The organism is Cellulomonas wangleii, from assembly GCF_018388445.1.
GTDB lineage: Bacteria > Actinomycetota > Actinomycetes > Actinomycetales > Cellulomonadaceae > Cellulomonas > Cellulomonas wangleii.
On record NZ_CP074405.1, the window covers coordinates 1261670 to 1282128 of the forward strand.

Genomic DNA, 20459 nt, shown 5'->3' on the forward strand with positions numbered 1-20459 from the left:
GCACGCCATGATGTCCGCCGTGAGCGACGCCCCCACCACAGCCCCCGCACCACGCCCGGCCCTGCGGGCCTGGCTGCGTGACCTGGGCGCGGTCGTGGCCCACGGCGTGCGGCTCTGGGTGCGCACGTGGCCCCTGCTGCTCGTGATCGCGCTGCTGGCCGTCGCCGGCCGGCACGCGGCCGGCTGGGCCGCCGTCAACGCGTCCGCCGTCAACAACACGCTCGGGTGGGCGGTGCTGGTGCTCGCGCCGCTGAGCATGGTCGCCGGGATCGTCGCCATGCTGCACGTGCTGCGCAGGGACCTGCCCGCGCTCGACGCGCTGGGCCGCACGCGGGGGCCGGACGGCGCGGCGTCGGGGCACGAGCGCGGCCTGGTCGACGTGCTGGCCTCGGTGTTCGTGCCGTTCCTCGCGCTGTACGCGTCCTACGGCTTCCTGGCGGAGGACCGGGCGCGGTTCCTCAACACCGCGGCGTACCGGCAGTTCATGGAGAACGGGTTCTCGCTCACGGGGGACGGGGCCGACGGGTCGTTCGTCGACCTCGCGACCGGGTGGGGGCTCGTCGCCGTCGTGGTGGTCGCGGTCGTCCTGCGCTGGCTGCTGGGCCGGTGGGAGGGCCGCAGCCACGTGCGCGCCCTGGCGTTCGCTGGCGCGTACGTCGAGGCCTTCTGGCTGCTGGTCGTCGCGGCGTTCACCACCGAGCTGCTGGACGACGTGTGGGCGTGGGTCGAGAGCCGGCGCGCCGTCGCGGTCGTGCTCGACTGGTGGCTGACCGTGCTCGAGGCGCTCGGGCCCGTGGCCGGGCCGGTCGACGCGGTCGTCGACGGTGTCGTCGGCGTGCTGGGCAACCTGGACGACCTCGTCGTCATCCCGCTCGCGTGGCTGACCGTCGGCGCCGTCGTGTACGGGCACAGGCTCGCGGCGCCCCCGGCACCGACCCGACGCGTCGCGCCTGCCGTCTGGCAGCGCGTGCCGGCACCCGTGCGGCGCTGGACGAGCGAGGCGGCGGCGCCGGTGGTCGGCGACGTGAAGGGCCGGTTCACCGCGCTCGTCGACGGGCTGCGCCGGCTCGCGGTCGCGGGCCTGGGCCCGATGCTCGTCTTCGCGCTCGCCTTCCTCGTGGCCACGCGGGTCGAGGAGGGCATCCTCCTCGCCGCCCGCGAGCTCGGCGGCCCGCAGGACGTCGACACGTGGCTGGCCTTCGCGCCCATGGTGTCGGCCGTCGCGACCGCCGTGGGGCTGACGATGACGATCGCCCTGCTCGCGGCGGGCGTGGACCGCATCCTGGCTGGTCAGGCCGCCACTGTGGCGCCCGAGCCCGTCCCGGCCGAGCCTGCCCCGGCGGAGCCGGTCTGACGGGTCGCGCGGGCAGGTCGGGTCAGCCCGTCGCCCCGAGCACCACGTGGTCCGGCATCTGCCACCACAGCACGACGTCCGCCACCTGCACGTCCTGCGGCACGACGACGACCGGGGAGACCGACCACGTGCGGGGTCGCGGCGGGGCGTCGGGGTCGCCCAGCGCGCCGTCCAGGTCGTCGCCCAGCGACGGCCACGGCCCGGTGGCGTCCGCGGGCACGCACGGGGACGCGGGCTGGTACGCGCCCCAGCCGATCGCGACGTAGTCGTACCGCGTGCCGGCGGCGTCGCGGACCGCGAGCGAGCACGTGACGAGGGGGACGTCGGGGTCGGCCTCCAGCGTGAGGTCGACCTGCACCGCACGCGCGCCCGCCGGCAGCTCGAGGCCCTCGGGCAGGCGCGGCGCGTCGCGGACGTCGTCGAGCCGGAGCCGCACGTCGATCGGGCCCACGCCCTCGACGTCCTGGTGGAACCCGACGGTCGCCCCCGGCGCCGCCGTGGTCGGACGGCGCAGGTCCTGCTCCCACCACAGCGTGCGGACCCGGTCACCCGCCGCGACCGCCGTGAGCGCGAGCGCGACCGGCAGCGCGACGAGCGCCCACCGGTTGCGGCGCCACCACCCGGTGAGCGCGGGCGTGCCCGGGGCGGCCGGTGCGGTCGTCGCGGGGGCGGCGGTCACGGCTCCTCCGGTGGTGCGTCGGACGGCGGGCCCGCGAGCACGGGGTCCTCGGCGGCCGCCCACGCGTCGGCGTCGGCCTGCGTGAGCCCGAGGTCGATGTCGGCGACGTCGTCGCGGCGCTGGTCCTTCTGCTCGAGCCCCAGGCGCAGGTGCGCCCCGGCCACCGCCTCGGGCGGGACCTCGACGCGCAGGGTCGCGTACCGGGCGATGCCGGGCTGCGCCGTGCCGGGCAGGAACGAGGAGCGGCCGCTCGTGAAGACGGTGTACGTGCGGCCGTCGCCGCCCAGCAGCTCCGCGAAGCCGAGCGCACGCGGCTGCCCGAGGGCGTCGATCGTCACCGGCACCGTCAGCCAGACCCCCGTCGTCGCCAGGAGCGTGCCGTCGTCGGGGTCGAGGACCACGGCGCCCGTCGGCTCGCCGGCCGTCACCCGTGCGTACCGCAGCTCGACGGTCTCCCCGACGGCCGCGGTGCGCACGAACGGCGCCTGCACGCGCTCGTCGACGGGGAAGGCCGTCACGACGACGTGGCCCACGGCGAGGGCGGCCAGCACCGCCGCGCCCGCGCCGAGTGCTCGAGGCCGCGGCACGGCGGGGGAGCGGCGGGGCGGCGCGGGCGTCGCCGGGCCGCCGGCGACCGGGGTGTCCGCGATCGTGTCGGACGTGCTCATGCCTCGCCCTCCTGCTCCGCGTCGGACACGGCCTCACGCACGGCGAGCTCGCCGCGGACGGCCGGTGCGGGATCCCACCAGGCGAGCGTCGGGTCGAGGCTGCCGCGGCGCCACGTGTGCTGCTGCAGCAGGACGGACGCGGTCGTCGGGGGTGCGGCGGCCCCGTCCTGCTCGAACAGGAAGGCGGCCTCGTACGTCAGCCCCGGCTGCACCGGGCTGAGCGACGAGCCGTCCTCGAGCACCGCGACGGACGTCGCCCGCGTGGCGGCGCCTGCGGGACGTCCGACCAGGCCGTCGACGTCGGCGAGCACCAGCGCCTCCTGCAGCGTGGTACCCAGGAGGCCCGCGTCGCTCGTGTTGCGCACGGTCGCGACGACGCCCACCCACCGGTTGCCGTCGTCCGACAGGTACTGGCCGGGCAGGTCGGTGGTCCACACGACGCGGTGCACGGTCAGCTCGAACGGTGCGACGTCGACCGGCGTCCCGACGGTGAGCACCTCGGGGCCGTCCTGCGTCTGCTCCTCCAGGCCACCGAAGCCGGCCGTCGCCGCGAGCAGCACGAGGGCACCGCCCAGACCGATGCGCCGCAGCGGCTGGTCGAGCACGCGCCGAGCGACCTTGCTGCCGCTGCGCCGGGCACGTGCGCGCAGGTCGGGCGGGGCGGCGGGACCGGACACGCGCCCGAGTGTAGGGGCGGGCGACGGCGTGACGGTGGGCTGCGGCGGGTGAGGTCGTGGCACGTGGGGAGGGGGTGACGCACCGCGCTCCGGGTCAGGGAGCCGTCGGTGCTCCGTCGCCGCCGGGGCGTCCGCTCGCGACGGCGCGCACGAGGCCCGCGACCACGACGGACGCCGCCGCGTCGCGCTCCGAGCGGGGCAGGGAACGCAGCGGACCCAGCGCCGCGAGCGTCGCGTACCCGTGGACGCCGGACCAGCAGGTGAGTGCGGCGCCGTCGACGGACCCCGGGGCGAGCCGCCCCTCGGCGACGAGCCGCGCGAGGGCGTCGTGCAGCTGGTGGTACGGCGAGCGACCGGCGCCGCCGCCGGCCTCCGGTGCGTCGACCTCGGCCATGTCCTCCATCGCGAAGAGCCCGACGTCGAACAGCCCCGGTTCGTCGAGGGCGAACCGGATGTACCCCTCGCCGACGGCCGTCAGGGCGGCGGCGCCGTCGGCGGCGCCGGCGAGCCCCTCCTCGACGGTGCGTGCCATGCGGCCGAGCGCCACGCGCGCCACGGCGCGCAGCAGGGCGTCGCGGTCGGCGAAGTGGCGGTACGCGGCCCGCGGCGTGACGCCCGCGCGGCGGGTGACCTCGCGCAGCACGACGGCGGCTGCGCCCGTCTCGCGGGCGAGGTCCACGCCCGCGTCGATCAGCGCGGCCCGGAGGTCACCGTGGTGGTACGTACCTCTTGCGCTCGTCACACCCTGAAGTCTACGGTGTGGACATATCCGAAAGTCCACACCGTAGACATAGGGGGCCACGATGTCGTCACCGCTGGACCACGCCTTCACCGCACCGCTCGAGAAGGACGGCGCGTTCGACACCTCCCTCACGGTCCCCGACTCCCACCACGTGCTCGGCACGGGACGCGCGGTGAACGTCGCCGCGGGCGACGAGGTCGCGGTGCACCTGACGGCGCGGCGGGCCTGAGCGTGGCCGCCGACGTGCGCGCGCTGGACGTGCCCGGCGCCCGCCTCACCTACGAGGTCCGGGGCACCGGGCCGCTGCTCCTGCTCATGGGGTCGCCCATGGGTGCGGCGTACTTCGCCGACGTCGCCGATGCCCTCGCCGGCAGGCGCACCGTCGTCACCCACGACCCGCGCGGCATCGCCCGCAGCACCGTGGACGACCCGGCGCAGGACTCGACCCCCGAGCTGCGCGCCGCCGACGTCGCGGCCCTGCTCGACGCGCTCGGCGCCCCGGTGGCCGACGTCCTCGGGTCCAGTGGCGGTGCGGTGACCGCTCTCGCGCTCGCCCAGCAGCACCCCGGACGCGTCCGCACGCTCGTCGCGCACGAGCCGCCGCTGCTCGGCCTCCTGCCCGACGCGGCGACGCACCACGCCCGCACGGAGCTGGTCGTCCAGACGTTCCACGAGCACGGAGTCGCCGCGGCGTGGGGTGCCTTCGCCGGCGCGGCGGGCTGGGAGGACGACGCCGAGGGGCCGCCCGTGGTGGACGACGACGAGGGGTTCGCGCGGGACAGCGCGCGCTTCTTCGCCCACGAGCTGCGCGGCACGACCACGTGGCTGCCCGACGTCGCCGCGCTGCGCGCCGGCGCGCAGCGGGTCGTGGTGGGCGTCGGGGAGGAGTCGGCCGCGCTCGAGACGGCCGCCACCTCGGCCGCGCTCGCAGGGCTGCTCGGCGTGGACGTCACGCCCTTCCCCGGCGAGCACGGCGGGTTCATGGAGCAGCCGGCGGCGTTCGCGGAGCGGCTCGTCGCGGTCCTGGACGACTGAGGGCCGGGCGCCGACGGGACTGGTCGGTCGGTGTGGGTGCCGCACGCCATGATGGGGGCGTGAGCGACGTGACCCCCGCGACCCCCGAGCACGACGTCCCGGCCGAGGCCCGCCACCGCTGGACGGAGCTGGCCGAGCAGGTCCGGGCGGACCAGTTCGCGTACTACGTGCGCGATGCACCGACGTCGTCGGACGCGGAGTACGACGAGCGGATGCGTGCCCTCGAGCGTCTGGAGGAGGAGCACCCGGGCCTGCGGACGCCGGACTCGCCGACCCAACGCGTCGCCGGCACGTTCTCGACGGACTTCACGGCGGTCGAGCACGTGCAGCGCATGCTCTCGCTCGACAACGCGTTCTCGCGCGAGGACCTCGTCGCGTGGTCGGAGCGCGTGCACCGGGACCTGGAGACCACGGCCCGGCTGGACTACCTGTGCGAGCTGAAGATCGACGGCCTGGCCATCGCGCTGCTGTACGAGAAGGGACGCCTGGTGCGGGCGGCCACCCGCGGCGACGGCCGCACGGGTGAGGACGTCACGCTCAACGTCCGCACCATCCCGACCATCCCCGACGTCCTCGCCGGCGACCCCGCGACGCACCCCGACCTCATCGAGATCCGCGGCGAGGTGTTCCTGCCCGTCGAGGCGTTCCGTGCGCTCAACGAGGCGCAGGTCGCCGCCGGGAAGGCGCCGTTCGCCAACCCCCGCAACGCCGCAGCGGGCTCGCTGCGCCAGAAGGACCCCCGCGTGACGGCGACGCGGCCGCTGCGCATGTACGCGCACGGCATCGGCGCGCTGACGTGGGGGCAGGGGCGAGGCACCGGCATCGCGCGCCAGTCGCAGGTCTACGACCTGCTGGCCGGCTGGGGCGTGCCGACGTCGACGCACACGCGCGTCGTGGGGAGCCTGGACGAGGTCTGGGAGCGCGTCGCGTACTTCGGCGAGCACCGCCACGACGTGGAGCACGAGATCGACGGGATCGTCGTCAAGGTCGACGACATCGCGCTGCAGCGGCGCCTCGGTGCCACCAGCCGCGCCCCGCGCTGGGCGATCGCGTACAAGTACCCGCCGGAGGAGGTGAACACCCGCCTGCTGGCGATCGAGGTCGGCATCGGCCGGACCGGGCGCGCGACCCCGTTCGCCGTCATGGAGCCGGTGCTCGTCGCGGGCAGCACGGTGCGCCAGGCCACGCTGCACAACCAGGACGTGGTGCGGGCCAAGGGCGTGCGGGTCGGCGACATGGTCGTGCTGCGCAAGGCGGGCGACGTCATCCCCGAGATCGTGGGCCCCGCCCCGCAGGCCCCGGGCGACGACGTGCCGCGCGTGGAGTGGCACATGCCCGCCGACTGCCCCGAGTGCGGCACCCCCCTGCGGCCCATGCGCGAGGGCGACGTCGACCTGCGGTGCCCCAACGCGCAGGGCTGCCCGGCGCAGGTGCGCGGACGCCTCGAGCACATCGGCTCCCGCGGCGCGTTCGACATCGAGGTGCTCGGGGAGGTCACCGCCGCGGCGCTGACGCAGCCCGAGGTGCCCGAGACGCCCCCGGTGCCCAACGAGGCGTACCTCTTCGACCTGGTCGGGTACGGGCCGGACGCGACGCCGGACGAGGTCGACCGCGTGCGCACCGCGAGCCTGGCGCGGCTCGCCGAGGTCGAGGTCGTCGTCCGCGACGCCGAGACCGGGCTGCCCAAGGAGGACGAGGACGGCACGCTGCGCCGCCGCACGCCGTTCCGGCGCACGCTCAAGCACACGAGGGCGCAGCGCGCCGCCGCGGAGGCCGAGGGCCGCACGCTGCCCGACTGGGAGCCCTCGGAGGCGGCGCGCACGCTGCTGGACCAGCTCGACCTCGCGAAGACCAAGGAGCTGTGGCGCGCGATCGTCGCGCTGAGCATCCGCAACGTCGGGCCGACCGCCGCGCGGGCGCTCGCGCAGGAGTTCGGGTCGATGGCGGCGCTGCGGGAGGTCGTCGACCCGGACGCCGGCGCGGGTGCGGGTGCGGACGACGGCGCCCGGCAGGACGCCCTCGACCTCGAGGTCGCGAGCGGACCCGACGGCGACGGCGGGACCGTGCCGGACCCGCGGGCAGCCCGGCGGGCGGCCGCGGTCGAGCGGCTCGCGGGCGTCGAGGGCGTCGGGCCCACGATCGCGCAGTCGCTGCTGGACTGGTTCGCCGAGCCGTGGCACCGCGAGATCGTCGACCGCTGGGCCGCCGCGGGGGTGGTGATGGCGGACGCCGCCGACGACTCCGTGCCGCGCACCCTCGAGGGCGTGACCGTCGTGGTCACCGGCAGCCTCGACGGCTTCAGCCGCGACGGCGCCAAGGAGGCGATCCTGGTCCGTGGGGGCAAGGCCTCCGGCTCCGTGTCGAAGAAGACGGACTTCGTGGTGGTCGGCGAGAACGCCGGCTCCAAGGAGACCAAGGCGCGCGAGCTGGGGCTGCGGATCCTCGACGAGGCGGGGTTCGAGGCGCTGCTCGCGGGCGGTCCGGCGGCCGTGGCGCCGGCCGACGACGCGACGGGTCCGGGTGCGGAGGGCTCCGCGGACGGCGACGGCGCGTGAGCGCCCCCGGCGGCGCGCAGCCCGCGACGGCCGGGGGCCGTGTCGTCGGGCCGGCGGGCTCCGTGCGGGTGCGGCCGGCGACCGCGGCCGACGTGCCGCAGGTGGGCGACGTCACCGCGCGCGCGTACGTCACGGACGGGATCGTCGAAGCCGACCACTGGTACGCCGCGGAGCTGCGCGACGCCGTGCGGCGCGTGTCCGACGCCACCGTGCTGGTCGCCGCCGTCCCGGAGCCGGACGGGCCCGCGGGGACACCACCACCGGGTGCGCCCGGCGGTGGGGCCGCCGAGCGCGTGCTCGGCACCATCACCCTCGCGGTCCCGGGGTCCTCCTACGCGGAGATCGCGCGGGACGGGGAGGTCGAGCTGCGGATGCTCGCGGTGGACCCTGCCGCTCGCGGGGCCGGGGTCGCGGAGCGGCTGGTCCTGGCCGCGCTGTGCGAGGCGGTCGGCCGCGGCACGCGCGACGTCGTCCTCTCGACCCTCGAGAACATGCACGCCGCGCACCGGCTGTACGCGCGGCTCGGGTTCGTCGCGCGACCCGAGCGCGACTGGTCGGACGAGGTGCAGATGCGTGTCCTGACGTGGCGTGCGCCCGACGCCCCGGGCGCGCTCGTCGAGGCCGCGACCTGGCCCGCGCCCCGCGTCGTGGACGTCGAGGGCTGGCGCGTCGGCCTGTCCGGGGGCGTCACCCGCCGCGCGGGCTCGACGATCGCCCTCGGTGACGTCGCCGACCTGTCCGCCGTGGTCGACCACGTCGAGCGGCTGTACCAGGCCGACGGTGGGCCGGCCGTCTTCCGGGTGGGGGACCCGCAGAACCCGGCGGGCCTCGTGGCGGAGCTCGCAGCGCGCGGCTACGTCGAGGCGGCGGCCGCGGACGTGCTGGTGCGGGACCTGGCGGCCCCGGACACGACGTCGGGCTCCGGACCGGACGCCCCGGACCGGATCGCCGGCGTCCGCATCCGCGTGGCGGACGCACCGGACGACGCCTGGCTCGACCTGTGGCTGGCCGGCAAGGGCGGTGCGCGCGCGGCGTCCCACGCCATCGTCACCGGCGCGCCGGCGCTCTACCTGACGGCCACGGACGCGGACGGCGCCGATCTCGGCGTCATCCGCGCCGCGCAGGCCGAGGACTGGGTCGCGCTCTCGTGCCTGCAGGTCGTTCCCGCCGCGCGGCGACGAGGGCTCGGGCGGGCGCTGACGCAGGAGGCGCTGGCGGCTGCCGGCCGGGCCGGCGCGCGGCGCGCGTTCCTCCAGGTGGAGGTCGAGAACACGGCGGCGCACCGGCTCTACGCCACGCTCGGCTTCCGGCCCGCGCACCGGTACTCCTACCGCGAGCAGCCCGGGGCCGCGGCCGGTACGGGCTGCTGACCCGCCCCGGTCGCGGCCCGGCGTCCCCGTGCGGTCGGGCGTCCGCGTCGCCGGGCGCCCGCGTCGTTGCGCGACGGCGGCGCGCAGGACGCCGCCGGGCGGGCCGAACGGCGTCGGGACGCCGATACTGGACGCATGATCTCGACGGACAACGCCGTGGCCCTGGAGGCCGCCGGTCTGCAGTGGCACCCCCGGGCGGGCGACAGGTTCGTCCTGCGCGGTGCCGACATGGGCGGCGAGGTGTTCACCATCTCCGAGATGGTCGTCGAGGCGCACGAGTACTCCACGGGCACCGTCCTGGGCTTCAACGGGACGACGGAGTGGGCGCTGGACTCCGTCCGCCAGGAGGACGCGCTGTGGCTGCCGCGCGAGGACCAGCTGCGTGAGCTGCTGGGCGGCACGTTCCGCAGCCTCGCCCGGTCCACCGACGGGCGCTACCAGGTGCTCGTCGAGCTCGTCGGACAGCCCGAGCGGGTGTTCACGGCCGACGACGCCCCGGACGCCTACGCCGAGGCGCTGCTCGCGCTGGTCAGCGCGGCGACGTCGCGGGTCGGCTGACCGCCGGCCCCTCGGCGGGTCCGCCGGGTCGGCGTCGTCCGGTCGCGACGGGCGCGGCCCGCAGCGGACGCGCCCACGGCGGCCACCCGCCCGCGACTAGACTCACGGACCATGTCCACCCTCTCCCGCGACGAGGTCGCGCGCGTCGCCGCGCTGGCCCGGATCGACCTGACACCGGCCGAGCTCGACCGGCTGGCGGGCGAGCTCGACGTCATCGTCGAGTCCGTCGCCCGCGTGTCCGAGGTCGCCACCCCGGACGTCCCCGCGACGAGCCACCCGCTGCCGCTGACCAACGTGTTCCGTGCCGACGAGCCGGTCACGCCGCTCGACCGCGACGAGGTGCTCGCGCAGGCCCCCGCGGCCCGCGACGGCAAGTTCCTCGTCCCGCAGATCCTCGGGGAGGAGTGACGTGACCGACCTGACCCGGATGACCGCGGCGGAGCTGGCCGACCGGCTGACCGCGCGCGAGGTGACCAGCGTCGAGGTGACGCAGGCGCACCTCGACCGCATCGCCGCCGTGGAGCCCGCCGTCCACGCGTACCTGCACGTCGCGACCGACGAGGCGCTGGCCACCGCGGCCGACGTCGACGCCCGACGGGCTGCGGGCGAGGACCTGCACGCGCTCGCGGGCGTGCCGATCGCCGTCAAGGACGTCGTCGTGACGCGCGGCCTGCCCACCACGGCCGGTTCGCGCATCCTCGAGGGCTGGGTGCCCCCGTACGACGCGACCCTCGTCGAGCGGATCAAGGCCGCGGGCCTTCCGATCCTCGGCAAGACCAACATGGACGAGTTCGCCATGGGCTCGTCGACGGAGCACTCGGGCTACGGCACCACGCACAACCCGTGGGACCTCGAGCGGATCCCCGGCGGCTCCGGCGGCGGGTCCGCCGCGGCCGTCGCGGCCTACGAGGCACCGCTCGCGATCGGCACCGACACGGGCGGCTCGATCCGTCAGCCCGCTGCCGTCACCGGCACCGTCGGCGTCAAGCCGACCTACGGCAGCGTGTCGCGCTACGGCCTCATCGCCCTCGCCTCGAGCCTGGACCAGGCGGGCCCGTGCACGCGCACGGTCCTCGACTCGGCGCTGCTGCACGAGCTGATCGGCGGGCACGACCCGCGCGACTCGACGTCGCTGAGCGACCCGGCGACGGGGTACGTCGCGGCGGCCCGCGAGGGTGCGTCGGGCGACCTGACGGGCGTCAGGGTCGGCGTGGTGCGCGAGCTGCAGGGCGAGGGCTACCAGCCCGGCGTCCTGGCGCGGTTCGAGGAGTCGCTCGAGGCGCTGCGCGGCGCGGGCGCCGAGGTCGTCGAGGTCTCGTGCCCGTCGTTCGCGTACGCGCTCGCGGCGTACTACCTGATCCTGCCCGCGGAGGCGTCGAGCAACCTGGCGAAGTTCGACGGCATGCGCTTCGGCCTGCGCGTCGAGCCGAGCGATGGCCCGGTGACCGCCGAGCGCGTCATGGCCGCGACCCGTGGCCAGGGGTTCGGTGACGAGGTCAAGCGCCGCGTCATCCTCGGCACGTACGCCCTGAGCGCCGGCTACTACGACGCGTACTACGGGTCGGCGCAGAAGGTCCGCACGCTCATCCAGCGCGACTTCGCCGCGGCGTTCGAGGCGGCCGACGTGCTGGTCTCGCCCACGGCGCCGACGACGGCGTTCAAGCTGGGCGAGAAGCTGGACGACCCGCTGGCGATGTACCTCAACGACGTCGCGACGATCCCCGCGAACCTCGCGGGGATCCCGGGCATGTCGCTGCCGAACGGGCTGTCGGACGACGGCCTGCCCGTGGGCTTCCAGATCCTCGCGCCCGCGCGCGAGGACGCCCGCCTGTACCGCGTGGGAGCGGCGCTCGAGGCGCTGCTCGAGACGAGCTGGGAGGGCCCGCTGCTGGGCCGCGCCCCCGAGCTGGCCGGAGGGGCAGCCTGATGAGCACGACGACCGACGTCGACCTGGTCGACTACGACGACGCGGTGGCCCGGTTCGACCCGGTCATCGGCATCGAGGTGCACGTCGAGCTGGGTACGCGGACCAAGATGTTCGACGGCGCCGAGCAGTCGTTCGGCGAGGAGCCGAACACGCAGATCACGCCGACGAGCCTGGGCCTGCCGGGCGCGCTGCCCGTCGTCAACGGCACCGCGGTGGAGTACGCGATCCGCATCGGTCTGGCGCTGAACTGCTCGATCGCGCAGTCCTGCCGGTTCGCGCGGAAGAACTACTTCTACCCGGACGTGCCGAAGAACTTCCAGACCTCCCAGTACGACGAGCCGATCGCCTCCGAGGGCTTCGTCGACGTCGAGCTGGAGGACGGCACCACGTTCCGCGTCGAGATCGAGCGCGCGCACATGGAGGAGGACGCCGGCAAGAACACGCACGTCGGTGGCGCCACCGGGCGCATCCACGGCGCGGAGTACTCGCTGGTCGACTACAACCGCGCCGGTGTGCCGCTGGTGGAGATCGTCACGAAGCCGATCACCGGGGCGGGGGAGCGGGCACCGGAGGTCGCGCGCGCGTACGTCCAGACGCTGCGCGACATGTTCCGCGCGCTCGGTGTCTCCGAGGCCCGCATGGAGCGTGGCAACGTGCGCGCCGACGTGAACGTCTCGCTGCGCCCCACGCCGGCCGACGCCCTGGGGACCCGGACCGAGACCAAGAACGTCAACTCGTTCCGCTCGGTCGAGCGTGCCGTCCGCTACGAGATCAGTCGCCAGGCGGCGATCCTCGACGCCGGCGGCGTGATCGTCCAGGAGACCCGGCACTGGCACGAGGACACCGGCATCACCACCGCCGGGCGCGTGAAGTCGGACGCCGAGGACTACCGCTACTTCCCCGAGCCGGACCTCGTGCCGATCGTCCCGGACCGCGCCTGGATCGAGGAGATCCGTGCGGCCCTGCCCGAGCTGCCCGCCGCGCGCCGCCGCCGCCTGCAGGGTGAGTGGGGCTACGCCGACGCCGAGATGCGCGACGTCGTCAACGCCGGTGCGATCGAGCTCATCGAGGCCACGGTCGCGGCGGGCGCGAGCCCGGCCGCTGCCCGCAAGTGGTGGATGGGCGAGCTGGCCCGCACGGCCAAGCAGCAGGAGGTCGAGCTCGCGGACCTGCCGATCACGCCCGCCCAGATCGGTGCGCTCCAGCAGCTCGTCGACGCCGGTCGCATCAACGACAAGCTGGCGCGCCAGGTGCTCGAGGGCGTGCTGGCCGGTGAGGGCGATCCCGAGCAGGTCGTCGTCGCCCGAGGGCTCGAGGTCGTGTCGGATGACGGCCCCCTGCTCGAGGCGATCGACGCGGCCCTGGCCGCCCAGCCGGACATCGCGGAGAAGATCCGCGGGGGCAACCTCGGGCCGGTCGGCGCCATCATCGGCGCGGTCATGAAGGCGACGCGCGGGCAGGCGGACGCCGGTCGCGTGCGCGAGCTCGTGCTGGAGCGCGTCTCCGCCTGACGCAGGAGCCGACGCACCGGCGTGCGTCGTGTCGTGACGTCCCGGTCGTCCCGGTTCCGTACGATGCGACGCACGCCGGAGGGCAGTCGGTGGGGGTGCCCGGACCGGCGCCCGCCGGAGCGCGACGGAGGTAGCGATGCAGAAACCCACCCTGCAGGGCGAGATGATCGTGCTGCGTCCGATCGGCACGGACGACGCCGACGCGATGTGGGACATGCTCGACGACGCCGAGGGCAAGCGGCTCACGGGCACCACGCGCGGGTTCACGCGCGAGGAGGTCGACGCCTGGTGCGCGAGCCGCGAGGCCGCCGAGGGCCGGTACGACTTCGCCGTGACGGCGTTCGGTGACGACGAGTACCGCGGCGAGATCGTCCTGACGGACGTCGACCCCGACGTGCGGTGCGCCTCGCTCCGCCTGTCCATGCGCCCGCTCTACCGGGGTCGCGGCTACGGGACCGAGGCGATCGAGCTGGTCCTCGGCTTCGCGTTCGACGGGCTCGACCTGCACCGGGTGGAGCTCGAGGCGCTGAGCATCAACACCCGTGCGGTGTCCCTGTACGAGAACATCGGGTTCCGCCGCGAGGGACGTCGGCGCGACGCGTACCGCGACGGGGCCGGGTGGTGCGACGCGGTCGTCATGTCGATGCTCGAGGACGAGTACCGCGCCGGCCGGGTGGCCTCCTGACCGTGCTGACCGTCACCGTCCCCGACGACGACCTGCTGCACCGTCTCGCCGACCTGGCGGCGTCCCACCGGGACGACCTGCGCCTGGTCCGGTGGGACCTGTCCGGACCGCTGGACCCCGGCACCGCCGCCGACGTGGACCTCGTCGTGGTACCCCACTACTTCGTGCGGCCCGGCGGCTTCGACGTGCTGCGGGACCTGCCGCGCCTGCGGTACGTGCAGCTGCCCAGCGCCGGCTACGAGCACGCGCTGCGGCACCTGCCCCCGGGCGTCGTGCTGTGCAACGGCCGGGGCGTGCACGACGCCGGCACGGCCGAGCTGGCCGTGGGGCTCACCCTCGCCGTCCAGCGGGACCTGCCGCGTGCCGTGCGGGCGATGGACGAGGGCCGGTGGGACAACCCGTTCGGGCCCTCGCTGGCGGACCGCCGTGTGCTCGTCGTCGGGCAGGGATCGGTCGGGCGGGCGATCGTCGCCCGGTTCCGACCCTTCGAGGTGGAGCTGGTCCGCGTCGCGGCCACCGCCCGGGACGACGCCGACGGCCACGTGCACGGCGTCGACGAGCTGCCCGACCTCCTGCCCGACGCGGACGTCGTCGTGCTCGCCATCCCGTTGTCGCGCACGTCGTACCACCTGCTCGACGCCGCCGCGCTGGCGCGCATGAAGGACGGCGCCCTGCTGGTCAACGTCGCGCGCGGCAAGGTCGTCGACACCGACGCGCTGCTGGCCGAGCTGGGCGCCGGCCGCCTGCGGGCCGCCCTGGACGTCACCGACCCCGAGCCGCTGCCCCCGGACCACCCGCTGTGGCGGGCCCCGAACGTCCTGGTCACCGCGCACCAGGGCGGCAACACCGACGCGACCTTCCCGCGGGTCGCGCAGCTCGTGCGGCGGCAGGTCATGGCGCTGCTGGCGGGGGAGCCTCCGGTCAACGAGGTCGCGCGGACCTGACGCGCGGGTCGTCCGGCCGGGGTTCCCGGCTGAGGGGTGCGTCCGGCTGAGGGCGGCGTCCGGCCGGGACGGCCCGGGCCGAGGTGGACCCGGGGGTCAGGTGGGGCGGCGGGCGTGGTCCGCGAGTGCGACCTCCCGCTCGTGCGCGTGGTCGACCATCGGGTCGGGGTACCCCGGCGGCGGGCCGTCGGGCAGCCGCCACGGCTCGTGCACCGCCGCGCCGGGCACGCCGCGCAGCTCGGGCACCCAGCGGCGCACGTACGCGCCGTCCGGGTCGAAGCGTCGGCCCTGGGTCACCGGGTTGAAGATCCGGAAATAGGGGGCCGCGTCCCGCCCGGTGCCCGCGACCCACTGCCAGTTGAGCTGGTTCTGCGGCACGTCACCGTCGACCAGCCAGGCCATGAAGTGGTCGGCACCGCGCTGCCACGGGATGTGCAGGTCCTTGACCAGGAAGGACGCGACGACCATGCGGACCCGGTTGTGCATCCAGCCCTCCGCGCGCAGCTGCCGCATGCCCGCGTCGACGAGGGGGTAGCCCGTCCGGCCCTCGGTCCACGCGGTGAGGGCGTCGTCGGCGCCTGCCCCGGTCGCCCACGCGTCGTCGGGCACGGCCGGACGCAGCGAGCGTCGGGTCGCGTCGGGGGAGTGCCACAGCACGTCGGCGTGGAACTCCCGCCACGCGAGCTCCGAGCGGTACGTCGCGACCGACTCCGCCGCCCGCCCGGTCGCACCCGTGCCGGCGGCGGCCAGGTCGGCGAGCATCGTCCGCGGGTGGATCTCGCCGTGCTTGAGGTGGACCGACATGCGCGAGGTCACGTCGAGGTCGGGGCGGTCCCGGTCCACGTCGTACCCGTCGAGGTCGTCGCGCAGGAACGCGCGCCAGCGTGCGTGCGCGGCGTGCTCCCCGGCGTCCGGCAGCCGCACGTCGGTCGGTGGGGCGTCGGGGACGCCGTCGGAGGGGAGCGTCGCCCACGGCACGGAGCCCGGCCGGGGTGCCGGTGCGTGCCAGCCGTGGTCCAGCCAGGCCCGGCGGAACGGCGTGAAGACCTGGTAGGGCCCGTCCTGCCCCGTGCGCAGCCGGCCCGGCGCCACGGCGTACGGGGAGCCGGTGCGGACCAGTGCCGCGCCTCCCGCCGCGAGAGCGGCGGCCACCGCGTCGTCGCGGCGCCGGCCGTAGGGCTCGGTCGCGGCGCTGACGTGCACGGACGTCGCACCGACCTCGCGGGCCGCCTCCGGCACCACGTGGTCCGCCCGGCCGTGGCGCACCACGAGCCGCCCTCCGGTCGCCTCGTCCAGCGCGCGCAGCGACGCCGCCAGGTACGCCAGGCGCGGGGCGCCGGCGGAGTGCTGGAGCACCGGGTCGACGACGTAGAGCGCGACGACCTCGTCGTCGTCGGCGCGGGCCTGCGCGACCGCGGCGAGCAGGGCCGGGTGGTCGCCCAGCCGCAGGTCACGACGGAACCAGCAGATCGTCGGCACCCGCCAAGGTAACCCGGCCGCTCCCCGACGGCGCGGGCTGCCCGTCCCCGAGGTGCACGTGCGTGCGTGCGAGACGACCATGGCTGGATGAGCGAAGCCGCCGACGTCCCGGCCGTCGAGGTGGAGGTGACGGGACGCGCACCTCGGGAGCGGACCTTCTTCGGCCACCCCTTCGGGCTGTTCACGCTCTTCACCACCGAGCTGTGGGAGCGGTTCAGCTACTACGGCATGCGCGCGATCCTCTTCTACTTCCTCACCGACACGTTGGCGAACGACGGGCTCGGGCTCGACGACGCGACGGGTGCCGCCCTCGTGGCGGTGTACGGGTCGGCGGTCTACCTGGTCACCGTGGTGGGGGGGTGGGTGGCCGACCGGCTCATCGGAGCGCGCCGGTCGGTGCTGTGGGGCGGTGTCGTCATCGCCGCCGGGCACGTCAGCCTCGCGGTCCCCGCGCACTGGACCGCCTACCTGGGCATCGTCCTGGTCGCGCTCGGGACGGGCCTGCTCAAGCCGAACGTCTCCAGCATGGTGGGCGAGCTGTACCGGCGGGACGACCCGCGCCGGGACTCCGGCTTCTCGATCTTCTACATGGGCATCAACATCGGGTCGTTCACCGCACCGTTCATCGTGCAGATCGCCCGCGAGATCGGCGGGTACCACGCCGGGTTCTCCGTCGCCGCCGTCGGGATGGGGCTCGCGCTGGTCGCGTTCGTCCTGGGTCGACGCGCGCTGCACGGGGCCGGCGAGGTCGTGCCCAACCCGCTCACGCCGCAGGACCGGCCGCGCGTCGTGCGGATGGCGCTGCTCGTGGTCCTGGCGCTGCTCGCCGCCACGGCGCTGGCGTGGCTGGTCGTGCGGGCCGGTGGCCGCGACGTCGGTGCGCTGAACATCATCATCGACGCGCTGTCGTACCTGGCGTTCGCCGCCCCGGTCGTCATGTTCCTCGTGATGTTCCGCTCGCCCAAGGTGAACACCGCCGAGCGCTCGCGCCTCGGCGCGTACATCCCGCTGTTCGTGGCCGCCATGCTCTTCTGGATGATCTTCGAGCAGGCCTCGAACACCCTGTCGCAGTACGCCCGGGACCACACCGACCTCGACGTGGGCGGCGTGACCATCTCGCCGGTGCTGTACCAGTCGGTGAACCCGGCCTCGATCATCCTGCTGGCCCCGGTGTTCGCCTGGCTGTGGGTGAAGCTCGACGGGCGGCCCTCCACGGCCGTGAAGTTCGCGATCGGGCTGACGCTGGCCGCGCTGAGCTTCATCTTCCTGGCGGGCGCGTCGGCCGTGGCGGGCGACGGCCGCTCGCCGTGGTGGGTGCTCGTCGTCGTGTACGTCGTGCAGACCCTCGGGGAGCTGTGCCTGTCACCGGTGGGGCTGGCCGCGACGACCCTGCTGGCGCCCCGCGCGTTCCGCGGGCAGGCCATGGCGCTGTGGTTCCTGGCCCCCGCGGCAGGGCAGGCGATCACGGCGCAGCTCATCACCGCGACCGAGGGCATGAGCCGCACGGCGTTCTTCGGCGGGATCGGCGTCGTCGCCCTGGTCGTCGCCGGGGCGATGTTCGCGCTGTCGCCGTGGGTGACGCGCCGGATCCGCGAGGGTGCCGAGAGCGACGAGGACGTCGCGGCGCGGGCGTGACCGCCGTCGCCCCGCCGTGACGAGGGCCGTCCCCCGCGACGACCGGTCGCTCAGGCCCGGCGCGGCGGGGGCGCCGTGGAGGCGCGGGGCACCAACGACGTCGGCAGACGCCGGTGCGTCGTGCCGTCCGTGCCGGCGATGAGGTCCACGAGCAGGTGCAGCGCGGCGGCACCCATCGCCTGCAGCGGCTGCTCGACCGTGGTCAGCGGCGGGACGCTCAGGGCGGACTCGGGGACGTTGTCGAAGCCGATCACCGACAGCTCGGAGGGCACGCCGATCCCCAGCGAGCGGGCGACGTCGAGCACGCCGAGCGCGGACAGGTCGTTGGCGGCGAACACCGCGGTCGGGGGGTCCTCGCGGTCGAGCAGGACCCGGGCGGGCTCCTGCGCCGTCCCGCGGCGGTAGTCGCCCATGCCGACCAGCGACTCGTCGACCGGGACGCCCGCGTCGGCCATGGCGCGCCGGAAGCCCTTCTCGCGCAGCCGCGCGGAGTCGAGGTCGGGGCGTCCGCCGAGGAACGCGATGCGCCGGTGCCCGAGCTCCAGCAGGTGGCGCGTGGCGAGCACGGCGCCGGTGAGGTTGTCCGAGTCGACCGTCGGCAGGCCCGTCGGCCCGGTGTGCGGGTCGACCGCGACGACGGGGACGCCGGGACGGGCCTCGACGACCGTCGGGGTCACGATGATCGCGCCGTCGATGAGGGTGCCGGACAGGCGGGACAGGTACCGCCGCTCCCAGCCGACCTCGGCCGAGCCGCCACCGCCGCCGGAGTACGCCAGCAGCTCGTACCCGGTGGCTGCCACGGCGCTGCCGGCGCCCTTGAGGAGCTCCGCGGAGAAGGGCTCGAACTCGGCGACCAGGATGCCCAGCACGTTCGTCCGGTAGGACCGTAACGACCGTGCGCCGAGGCTCGCCTCGTAGCCGAGATCGGCGATGACCTCCTGCACACGCTCAAGTGTGCGCTGCGAAACGCCGTAGCGACCATTGACCACCTTGGAAACGGTCGCGACGGAGACCCCGGCTGTCCGGGCGACATCGGCCATCTTGACGCGGGGGAACGGGTCCACGTCGAGATCATAGGACATCGTGTCGATAACGTTATCGACATCGATTGACACCGCTCCTGGACCACTGTCAATGTTGCGCCCGTCCCGACCTGTCAGCGACGACGAGGAGATTCAAAGATGAAGAGGACTGCGGCACTGCGCGCGGTCGCGCTGGGCGCGGCGGTAGCGATGATCGCGACCGCGTGCGCCTCCGGCAGCGGCAGTAACGAGGAGACCGAGGGCGACGGCGACAACGTCACCCTCACGTGGTGGCACAACTCGAACACCGGCGCCGGCAAGGACTACTACGACACGCTGGCCGACCAGTTCGAGACGGACCACCCCGGTGTGACCGTCGAGGTCAGCGCCATGGCGCACGAGGACATGCTCACCAAGCTGGACGCGGCCTTCCAGACCGGCGACCAGCCCGACGTGTTCATGGAGCGCGGCGGCGGCGAGCTGAAGGCGCACGTCGAGGCGGGTCTGGTCAAGGACATCACCGAGCCGGCCGCCGAGACGATCGCAGCCATCGGCGGCTCCGTCGCCGGCTGGCAGGTCGAGGACAAGACGTACGCCCTGCCGTTCTCGCTGGGCGTCGTGGGCTTCTGGTACAACAAGGCGATCTTCGCCGACGCCGGCATCACCGAGGCGCCGACGACGATGGACGAGCTGTACGCCGCCATCGACACCCTCAAGGGCGCCGGCGTCGAGCCGATCTCGGTCGGAGCCGGCGACAAGTGGCCCGCCGCGCACTACTGGTACTACTTCGCGCTGCGGCAGTGCTCGCAGGAGGTCCTGGCGGACGCGACGCAGACGCTCGACTTCTCGGACGACTGCTGGGTCCGTGCCGGTGAGGACCTCGAGGCCCTCGTCGCCAAGGAGCCGTTCAACACCGGCTTCCTGGCCACGGTCGCGCAGACCGGCCCGGCCTCGGCCTCCGGCCTCCTCGCGACCGGCAAGGTCGCCATGGAGCTGGCCGGCCACTGGGAGCCCGGCGTCATGCAGGGCCTGACGGACGACGGTCTGGGCCTGGGCGAGAACACGGGCTGGTTCGCCTTCCCGGCGGTCGAGGGCGGCGACGGTGACCCCACCGCGCAGCTCGGCGGCGGCGACGCGTGGGCGTGCTCCAACGACGCCCCCGACATCTGCGTCGACTTCCTCGAGTTCATGCTCTCGAACGAGGTCCAGAAGGGCTTCGCCGAGTACGACATGGGTCTGCCCACGCTCCCGTCGGCCACGGCCTTCGTCTCGGCGCCCGAGCTGGCTCAGCTGCTCGCCGTCCGCAACGAGGCGCCGTACATCCAGCTGTACTTCGACACGGCGTTCGGTGAGAGCGTCGGTGGCGCGATGAACGACGCCATCGCCAACGTGTTCGGCAGCGTGGGTACGGCCAAGGACATCGTCGACGCGACCCAGGCCGCGGCCGAGAACGCCTGACGGACGTGGCAGGAGACCTGATCCCCCGTGGGGGACGCGCAACCAGGACTGCTGCCGCCACCGCTGTGAATCCGGGAGCCACCGACCAGGCCACGGCCTGGTCGGTGGCCTCCGGGCCGCGGGGGCGCGGAGCGTCGTCGAACGCATGGCGAAAGCGCCT

The 20459-nt window shown here is 74.9% G+C and carries 19 protein-coding genes; 13 read left to right on the forward strand and 6 right to left on the reverse strand.

Translation table 11 applies throughout. The features are described 5' to 3' along the window. Positions 1-19 precede the first annotated feature (19 nt). The gene (locus KG103_RS05815) at positions 20-1354 is read left to right on the forward strand and encodes a hypothetical protein (RefSeq protein WP_207340864.1); all 1335 of its coding nucleotides are present in this window, start codon (positions 20-22) and stop codon (positions 1352-1354) included. 22 nt (positions 1355-1376) lie between these two features. Here the strand turns inward: KG103_RS05815 and KG103_RS05820 are convergent, their stop codons facing one another. The 4 genes from KG103_RS05820 to KG103_RS05835 form a co-directional block, all read right to left on the reverse strand. Next, positions 1377-2033, reverse strand: coding sequence for a hypothetical protein (locus KG103_RS05820; protein ID WP_207340863.1), 657 nt, complete (start codon positions 2031-2033; stop codon positions 1377-1379). After that, on the reverse strand, positions 2030-2701 hold the full coding sequence (locus KG103_RS05825; RefSeq protein ID WP_207340862.1) for a hypothetical protein: 672 nt from the start codon (positions 2699-2701) through the stop codon (positions 2030-2032). Before KG103_RS05825 ends, KG103_RS05820 begins: the two co-directional genes overlap by 4 nt. Beyond that, positions 2698-3378 carry a DUF4352 domain-containing protein gene (locus KG103_RS05830; protein ID WP_207340861.1) on the reverse strand — a complete coding sequence of 227 codons (681 nt, stop codon included), beginning with the start codon at positions 3376-3378 and terminating at the stop codon, positions 2698-2700. The genes KG103_RS05825 and KG103_RS05830 overlap by 4 nt, the downstream gene beginning before the upstream one ends. 94 nt (positions 3379-3472) lie before the next feature. Further along, positions 3473-4120: a TetR/AcrR family transcriptional regulator gene (locus KG103_RS05835; protein ID WP_249670817.1), complete on the reverse strand. Its 648-nt coding sequence runs from the start codon at positions 4118-4120 to the stop codon at positions 3473-3475. A gap of 61 nt (positions 4121-4181) precedes the next feature. On the opposite strand from KG103_RS05835, the gene KG103_RS05840 reads away from it, so the two are divergent. From KG103_RS05840 to KG103_RS05885, 10 genes are all read left to right on the forward strand, one after another. Further along, entirely contained in the window at positions 4182-4349 is a 168-nt protein-coding gene (locus KG103_RS05840) for a hypothetical protein (RefSeq protein ID WP_207340860.1), read from the forward strand. 2 nt (positions 4350-4351) lie between these two features. Further along, the gene (locus KG103_RS05845) at positions 4352-5155 is read left to right on the forward strand and encodes an alpha/beta fold hydrolase (RefSeq protein WP_207340859.1); all 804 of its coding nucleotides are present in this window, start codon (positions 4352-4354) and stop codon (positions 5153-5155) included. 59 nt (positions 5156-5214) lie between these two features. Beyond that, on the forward strand, positions 5215-7710 hold the full coding sequence (gene ligA / locus KG103_RS05850; RefSeq protein WP_207340858.1) for an NAD-dependent DNA ligase LigA: 2496 nt from the start codon (positions 5215-5217) through the stop codon (positions 7708-7710). Then, entirely contained in the window at positions 7707-9080 is a 1374-nt protein-coding gene (locus KG103_RS05855) for a GNAT family N-acetyltransferase (RefSeq protein ID WP_249670818.1), read from the forward strand. The genes ligA and KG103_RS05855 overlap by 4 nt, the downstream gene beginning before the upstream one ends. A 135-nt stretch (positions 9081-9215) precedes the next feature. Then, a complete protein-coding gene (locus KG103_RS05860; RefSeq protein ID WP_207340857.1) occupies positions 9216-9638 on the forward strand; it encodes a pilus assembly protein CpaE in 423 nt (140 codons plus the stop codon). A gap of 111 nt (positions 9639-9749) precedes the next feature. Continuing rightward, positions 9750-10046, forward strand: a complete 297-nt coding sequence (gene gatC / locus KG103_RS05865; RefSeq protein WP_207340856.1) for an Asp-tRNA(Asn)/Glu-tRNA(Gln) amidotransferase subunit GatC — start codon at positions 9750-9752, stop codon at positions 10044-10046. Between the two features lies 1 nt (position 10047). Beyond that, entirely contained in the window at positions 10048-11565 is a 1518-nt protein-coding gene (gene gatA / locus KG103_RS05870) for an Asp-tRNA(Asn)/Glu-tRNA(Gln) amidotransferase subunit GatA (protein ID WP_207340855.1), read from the forward strand. Beyond that, the gene (gatB, locus tag KG103_RS05875; RefSeq protein ID WP_207340854.1) at positions 11565-13076 is read left to right on the forward strand and encodes an Asp-tRNA(Asn)/Glu-tRNA(Gln) amidotransferase subunit GatB; all 1512 of its coding nucleotides are present in this window, start codon (positions 11565-11567) and stop codon (positions 13074-13076) included. Before gatA ends, gatB begins: the two co-directional genes overlap by 1 nt. A 136-nt stretch (positions 13077-13212) precedes the next feature. Further along, the gene (locus tag KG103_RS05880; protein WP_207340853.1) at positions 13213-13761 is read left to right on the forward strand and encodes a GNAT family N-acetyltransferase; all 549 of its coding nucleotides are present in this window, start codon (positions 13213-13215) and stop codon (positions 13759-13761) included. Positions 13762-13763: 2 nt separating this feature from the next. Then, positions 13764-14705, forward strand: coding sequence for a 2-hydroxyacid dehydrogenase (locus tag KG103_RS05885; RefSeq protein WP_207340852.1), 942 nt, complete (start codon positions 13764-13766; stop codon positions 14703-14705). A gap of 96 nt (positions 14706-14801) precedes the next feature. On the opposite strand, the gene KG103_RS05890 is transcribed toward KG103_RS05885, so the two are convergent. Continuing rightward, entirely contained in the window at positions 14802-16184 is a 1383-nt protein-coding gene (locus KG103_RS05890) for a cryptochrome/photolyase family protein (RefSeq protein ID WP_207340851.1), read from the reverse strand. 87 nt (positions 16185-16271) lie between these two features. Here KG103_RS05890 and KG103_RS05895 point away from each other — a divergent pair, with 87 nt between their 5' ends. Beyond that, positions 16272-17819 (forward strand): peptide MFS transporter, encoded by a 1548-nt coding sequence (locus KG103_RS05895; protein WP_207340850.1) that lies wholly within the window; start codon positions 16272-16274, stop codon positions 17817-17819. A 50-nt stretch (positions 17820-17869) separates the two neighbouring features. Here the strand turns inward: KG103_RS05895 and KG103_RS05900 are convergent, their stop codons facing one another. Beyond that, entirely contained in the window at positions 17870-18901 is a 1032-nt protein-coding gene (locus KG103_RS05900) for a LacI family DNA-binding transcriptional regulator (protein ID WP_207340849.1), read from the reverse strand. Between the two features lie 99 nt (positions 18902-19000). Between KG103_RS05900 and KG103_RS05905 the strand changes: the two genes are divergently transcribed. After that, positions 19001-20299, forward strand: coding sequence for an ABC transporter substrate-binding protein (locus tag KG103_RS05905; protein ID WP_207340848.1), 1299 nt, complete (start codon positions 19001-19003; stop codon positions 20297-20299). Positions 20300-20459 lie beyond the last annotated feature (160 nt).